At 61.3% G+C, this 6,831-nt stretch carries 2 protein-coding genes and 1 pseudogene; 1 reads left to right on the top strand and 2 read right to left on the bottom strand.

Annotated features, from left to right (window positions below):
• A partial coding sequence (locus SLW56_RS20705; RefSeq protein ID WP_320695400.1) for a condensation domain-containing protein occupies positions 1–4,370 on the bottom strand: 4,370 nt, incomplete at its 3' end.
• A gap of 1,140 nt (positions 4,371–5,510) precedes the next feature.
• Positions 5,511–6,302, bottom strand: coding sequence for a leucine zipper domain-containing protein (locus SLW56_RS20700; protein ID WP_320695399.1), 792 nt, complete (start codon positions 6,300–6,302; stop codon positions 5,511–5,513).
• Between the two features lie 344 nt (positions 6,303–6,646).
• Between SLW56_RS20700 and SLW56_RS20695 the strand changes: the two are divergent.
• Positions 6,647–6,831: pseudogene (locus SLW56_RS20695) on the top strand (LysR family transcriptional regulator); the annotation flags it as partial.

Genomic DNA, 6,831 nt, shown 5'->3' with positions numbered 1-6,831 from the left:
CTTGCGTAGCACCAATCCAGTTCGATCCCGTGCGATGTCGGTTTGGCATACAGCGTCAGATCGTAGTTGACGCTGACGGGCAAGGCTGTGTCCGACAACGACGCCTCCCTGGTCAACTCGGCGAACCCGTCGTCTGCGGAATAGACCAGATTGAGCACCACCTGGAAAAAGGCACTGTGGCTGCCGCGCTCGGGATTGAGCGTCTGCACCAGCACCTCGAACGGCATGTCGAAATAGGACTGGTCATGCAGGTGAGCCTCGCGCGTGCTGCGCAGATGCTCGGCGAACGGCAGTTCGAAACGTATCTCGTTGCGCAACACCACTGTGTCCACGAAGGCACCCACCAGATGCCGCGTCTCCGGATGATCGCGATTGGCAGTGGCCGTGCCGATGACGACCTCGCGCTCGCCGCTCCAGCGGGCGAGGAATGCGGAGAACACCGCCTGCAGGCCGATGAACAGCGTCATACGGTGTTCGAACAAGACCGCCGACAGCTGCTGCTGCACCGATGGCTCGATATGCTGCGTATGCACCGCACCACGCCCGCTGTGGATGGCCGGACGCGGACGATCCAAATGGAGCGAATGGGTCGCGGGCGCTCCGTCCAGGCGAGCGCGCCAATAGGTTTCCAACATTGGCAGCCTGTCGCCGATCCGCGCACGCTGCCACGCTGCGTAGTCGCGGTATTGCACGGGCAACGCCGGCAATCGCGGGCGGCGGCCGGCAGCGATCGCCGCATGCGCCTGGCGCAGTTCGGCGGACAGCACATCGTTCGACCAGGCATCGGTGGCGATGTGATGCACATTGAGCAGCAGCCAATCCTGCTTGGGCAGCTTGATCAATCGCGCATCGAGCAAAGGCCCGATGCCAAGATCGCGGATCCTTCCTGCTTCAGCCTTGAGCAGGTCGGCCAGGACCGAGCTGCGCTGCTCGGCGTCAATCTCGCGTAGATCCGCGGCGATCAGGGAGATGCCCGGCTGCTCGTGCACGATCTGCCACAAACACTCCTGGTACTCGAAGGTCGTTCGCAACGCCTGGTGGCGCGTCACGATCAGGCCGAGCGCAGCGCGCACGTCGGCCTCCAGCGACCCTGCGGGCAGCGCGATGGGAATCAGCAGGTTGAAACGGTCTCCTCGCCCGCTGACGTTGTCGACCAGCCAGAACTTGCTCTGGCTGTAGGAGGCCGGAATGCGCACGACATCGCCAGCAAGCGACGGAATCGCGGCCAGGTCGTTACGCGTCCCGGCGTCACGCACCCGCGATGCCATCGCAGTCAGCTGCGAGTGGTCGAAAATATCGCGTACCGGCAACAGGCAGCCAAAACGCTCGTGGATCTGGCCACAGAGCTGGATGGCGATCAGCGAGTGGCCACCCAATCGGAAGAAACAGCTGTTCGACCGGATCGCGTCTTCGTCCACGCCGAGCAGCGCGGACCATATCTGCGCCATTTGCCACTCGACCGCATCTGCCGGAACCGCTCCTTCCTCCTTCACCTCGGCATCGAGGAAAAGGTCATCGGCAAGCAAGGCGGCACGATCCAGCTTTCCGTTTTCGGTGATCGGCCATGCGGCGAGGCTGGCATAGCGCGAAGGCTGCATGTAGTCGGGCAAGTGAGTGGCAACCGTGCGACGCACCTGCTCCAGCACATCGGCAACGCAAGCATCATTGGAGCCGACAATGACGAATGCCACGAGCTGCTGCGTCCGCGGGTTCAGGATGACCCGCGCATCAGTCACCGCCTCACAAGCCAAGATAGTCTGCTCCACCTCTGCCGGATCGACACGGAAGCCGCGGGCCTTGACTTGCATGTCGCGCCGACCGATGAACTGCAACCTGCCGTCATCCTGCCAGCGCACGAAATCGCCGGTCCTATAAAGTCGGCCACCCGCTTGGAAGGGATCATCCACGAAGGCTGCCGCGGTGAGGTCGGCGCGTCCGAGATAGCCACGCGCCACATATTCACCACCGACATGCAGCTCGCCGACGGTACCCAACGGCAACAATTCCAGCCCGTCGCCCAGCACATGAACGCGACAGCCGACCATCGGACGGCCGATGGTGACCACATCGTCGAGTTCGGCGAACGTGCAGTTCACCGTGGTCTCGGTCGGACCATAGGCGTTGAGCACGCGGCGCTCGGCACGAGTGCGGTAGCGGCGCAATGTCGCAAGCGTGGACGACGCCGTATCGTCGCCGCCGACGATCAAATGCGGCCTGTGCCCCGTCTGCGGAAGATAAGGCACCAGCGCAGCAGCGAAGGCGGGCGATGTCTTGAACACCTGCAGTCGGTGCAGCTGGATGAGATCGGCGACCGCCGCCGGGTCTGTCATCTGCGCATGTGAAAGCACGACGACCTTGGTTCCTCGGCAGAGCAGACCAAGCCCGATGAGCGAGGGGTCGAAGGTGAACGAGTGACTGATGAGCCAGGTCGACGGAAGCGCTTCGCCGAGCGCCGCGCATTGCTGTGCGAACCCGGACATGAAAGCGGCAAATTGCCGATGCTCGACCATTACGCCCTTGGCATGGCCAGTGGAGCCGGATGTCATGACGACATACATCAGTTCCTCACCCCTGCCCCTGTTTCCTGCAGGCGCGCCGCCCGCGGCGTCGCATGCCGCATCGATGTCCACGATGGTGGCGTCCTCACCGAATGCGGCCCGGCATCGAGCAACATCGTTGGTCACCAAGACCCGCGGGGACGCATCCGCCAGCAGTCTGCGGTTACGCGCCACCGGCGAGCGCTCGTCCAGACACAGGAACGCCGCGCCCGCCTTGAGCGTGGCGAGCATGACCAACAGTGTCTGCGCGCCGCGAGGCACATGCACCGCCACGAGCGGTTCCGCTCCGCTGAGGGCCGTATCGGCGACGGCAGTGCGGATGACGCTGGCCAGCCGCTCCACGCGAACGGCAAGATCGCCGAAGCTGACCTGCGTGTGCTCGTCGGCTAGCGCAATTGCCTCGGGATGCCGTTGCACGTGTTCATCGAACTGATCGATCAGCGGCCGGAAGGGCTCGATGTCGCCGCCATCAGAATGCGAGTATGCCAACAAACGCTCCTGCTCCGACGGTTCCAGCATGGTCAGCGCATGGATGTCTGCATCCGGATCGGAAGCCGCCGACGCTGCCAACCGGAACAGGTGCCGTTGCAGCCGCTGAATCCATCTCTGATCGAACAAGTCCGCGTTGTAGTTGAAGTGGAATTCGACTCGGCCGTCGCGCTGGCCGGAAGCATGCAGATTGAGGTCGTACTTCGCCAGCGGCGATGCGACGAGCTGGAATCCAGATTCGGCGGCTTCATCGTCGTCGACCATGTTCAACATGACCTGAAACAGCGGCGGGACAGGCCCCGGCCGTCCATGCTGCAGGTCTTTCACAAGGTGGCTGAAAGGAACGTCGCTGTTGGCCAAGGCGTCGATGCTCGCCCGATGCGCTTCCGCGACCAATTCGCGAAAGCGCAGTCCGGCCCGGCAATTCAGGCGCAACACCACCGGATCGGCGAAAAGTCCGATTACGTCTTCCAGGCCGTTGCCACTACCATCAGCGGCGTTCCGCTTGGCGAATGGAACACCGATCACGGTGTCGCTGCTGTTGGCATGGCGCGCGAGCAAAACCGCGAACAGCGCATGCAGCACCGTAAATAGCGTGACGTTCAGCCGTGCGGACAAGTCGCGCAGTTGCCGAGAAGGTACGGGATCCATGACACAGACGAATGTTTGGCCTCGATAGCCGCGTCCTTCGGTACGCGCCTGCCTGAGTGGCAACGCGTGCGAGGCAGGAAGCCCCTTGAGCGTGCTTCGCCAATAATCGAGTTGTCGGGCGTAAGCCTGCGTTCTCCATTGCAGGCGTTGCGCCGTGCAGTAGTCCAAGTAGCTGGTCGGCCGACGCGGAAAGGGCTCGGCTCCAGCACCGGTGTGGAATGCCAGGAGCGCATCGAACTCCTTCTCGAATATGGCCAGAGACAGTGCGTCGAAACAGATGTGGTGGACTGTAAGTACCAGTATGCTGCGGCTATTTGAGCGCAAGTGAGTCATGCGCAGCAGAGGACCCTGCGCCAGATCGAAGACATGGTCGAGACATTCGTCGACACAGAACTGCAAGCTGTGACACGTACCGGCATCGTCTACACAGACGGTGTCCCTCAACGACCACGGAACCTGCATGTCGCCGACAATCCGCTGTAAGACCTTACCATCGACGACGCCGAAGCGCGCCCGCAGCGCGGGATGCCGGGCGACGATGTCCTGAATCGCACGCCGTGCTGCACCATCGTCGAGCACGTGACCAAACTTGCGCACGTAAACCAGGTTGTAGAGTCCGCGCTCGGCGGCGATCTGGCAATGCAGCCATACCCCAGTTTGCTGCGCCGCCACGGGGACGCCGTTTTCACCAGTTGCCTGGGGTATCCGCCGAGAGAACATCGCCTGAGGATTTTTTAGCATCTTTAATAAACGTCCATGTCATTGCACATACGCGGACCGATAAGGAGCGCGGAGACGCCGATTGCCACGTTTGGGATTACGGGCGCGACTCGAAGAAATCGAGGCGGTAAACGCCCACTTCTAAAAATGCGTCAAATGCCACAGAGGCCTACTGAAAACCAGCAGCCAATTGAAAATAAAATAGCAAAAAGCATCCATTTACTCCGCCGAAAAGCGCAGAAAAATGGTGAAAAGATATAATCCCCTTGCCGAAGACCTTGTCTTCTTGTTCGAGACAGGCTGCGTTCATCGATTATTACGCTGGCCATTTCAGCGTGTCAACTGCGACAAGGACAGCGGAGCGCAGAACATTGCGCGACACATAGGACCAAGAGCCGCCAGGACGGTTCGCGCGGATGATATGCACGAACAGAACCCAAATTTTGTTTACCAATGTAGACAGAAGTAAATGAGAGTCACGAAAGGACGGCCTGTAATGCGCAATTCACGCATCATGTGACTGAACTATCCATTCTTCGCCGACCTCAAAAAGTGATAATAATCACAATTGGCTGTGCGGCCGACAAGAGCACACACAAACGAAACTCGCCCTGCAATTCTTCGATTCGTCGCTTAGTACCAGGCATCGATGGTCGCTGCCGATGTGGCGAATTCCGATTCTGATGACGGCCGCTCATATGGGAACGTGACCATGCGGACTTGACAGGTGCCAGTGCTGGGCTTGGTGCCTGCTGGGTTCGGAATGTCCGATGACGCACCTTCAACTTCCTGAGCGTGGGCTTGCGATGCTGAGCGAAGTGAGCGGAGAGGTAGTTAGATATGGTTGAATCTGCCGGCGATCGAGCCTGAAATGCTATAACTGTGCGGCCACCGCATCGACCGCGTGATCGCTGCCTTTGGCCTCGAGTTGGACGATCAAGCCAGATCGGCGCGCAGTCACGCCCTGGAACAGATTGCCGGGCGAGACTGACAGTTGCGCGCACCCGAAGGCCTGATCCGACGCGGCTACACCAAAGGTCTGGATTTGGTGCTCCGAGCACATCTCCAAAGCAGTGTGAAGAGCAGCGCGAGCTAGTTGTGTAAACCCACCACGTTGTTCAGTGGAATTCGGGAGATGGGAGGTTTGTAGCCGAGGCTGGCGTGTGGTCGATGCCAGTTGTAGTGATGCAGCCAGCCGGGGAAGGCGTTGGCGCGTTGTGTGGAGTCGATATAGGAGCGCGCATAAGCCCATTCTCGCAGGCTGGTCTGCACCAGCCGCTCGGCCTTGCCATTGGTGCGTGGCGTGTAGGGTCGGGTTCGCAGATGGCGCAGGCCGAGCCGTCGGACAAGGCGTCGGAAGCGGCGTATGGCCAGGTGGACGTACTCCCAGCCAATGCCACGGGAGGTGACCGTCCGATCATCGGTCACGCGGTGGCCGGGCTGGCGGAAACGGGCCAGCTTCTTGATGTCCAGATGCAGCAGTTGGCCGGGTTGGGCGTATTCATAGCGATTGTGCGGCAGCGCCGGTTCCAGCTCGGCCAGCCGGTGCAGGCCGGCGCGGCGCAGCAACCGGGCAATGGTGCTTGGTGCCACAGGAAGCTGCCCGGCAATCTGGCGGTAGGTTTGCCGGCAGCGGCGCTGCTCAAGGACCTGATCCACGATGGACTGCGCAATAGCGTGCGGGCAATGACGTGGCCGCGAGGAGCGATCCATCAGCCCCGCCGTGCCTTCTTCCTTGAACCGCCTGAGCCACTTGTAGGCAGTGCGCACGCTGACCCCGGCGGCATGCGCCGCCTCCTCCACGCGCAGCCCATGAACAAGGATGCGATCCACCAGCAGGGCTCGACCGCGAGGGCTCAAACGGGCATGTTGATGCAGGTTCATCCGGGGCTCCTGGGGGCTGGGTTGGCTTGGTAACCCCCATCTTCCAGAGATGCCCCGGATGAACAACCTACTGAGAGATCACAGCTAGTGGCTGCCACCGATCGAGGTCCGGGCTCGACCGGGACATCTCAACCAGATCCGCATCACCTGGCTTCGGGTGCCAACACCCGAAAGGCGTCGAATCGTGGATATTCCACTCACCATACCAACGGCCAAGACAGCGACCGCCCCTCCGCCGAGACAGTCGCGCCCGCCGCTTCGCGGCGATGCAGATAGAGCTACGGAGCAGATTATTATCGCCAACGTGGATCCCAGCGCGATTTTTCGGCACCGGATTTAGCATCGTGAAGGTTCCTGTGCGTAGCCGCTATCGCGTCAACAGCGGGAAACCTGCGGTGGCGGGCGCACGTCAGGGCCTTGGCTTCGCAATCGTTGCTGCTTACCCATGCCAGGACGATCTTGCCGCGGGCCGGTTGCAGGAAGTTCAACTGGATCTAAGCCCTGCCCCGCTGCAATTGCTTGGCGCCTA

It is taken from the genome of Xanthomonas sp. LF07-6 (assembly GCF_034105445.1).
GTDB classification, from domain to species: Bacteria; Pseudomonadota; Gammaproteobacteria; order Xanthomonadales; family Xanthomonadaceae; genus Xanthomonas_A; species Xanthomonas_A sontii.
Note: the sequence above shows the minus strand (reverse complement) of the source record. Positions and strands in the feature narration are given on the sequence as shown.

Excerpts from the sequence above, each read along its gene's own strand:
- SLW56_RS20700 (WP_320695399.1), bottom strand. The coding sequence starts at position 6,302 with ATGAACCTGCATCAACATGCCCGTTTGAGCCCTCGCGGTCGAGCCCTG.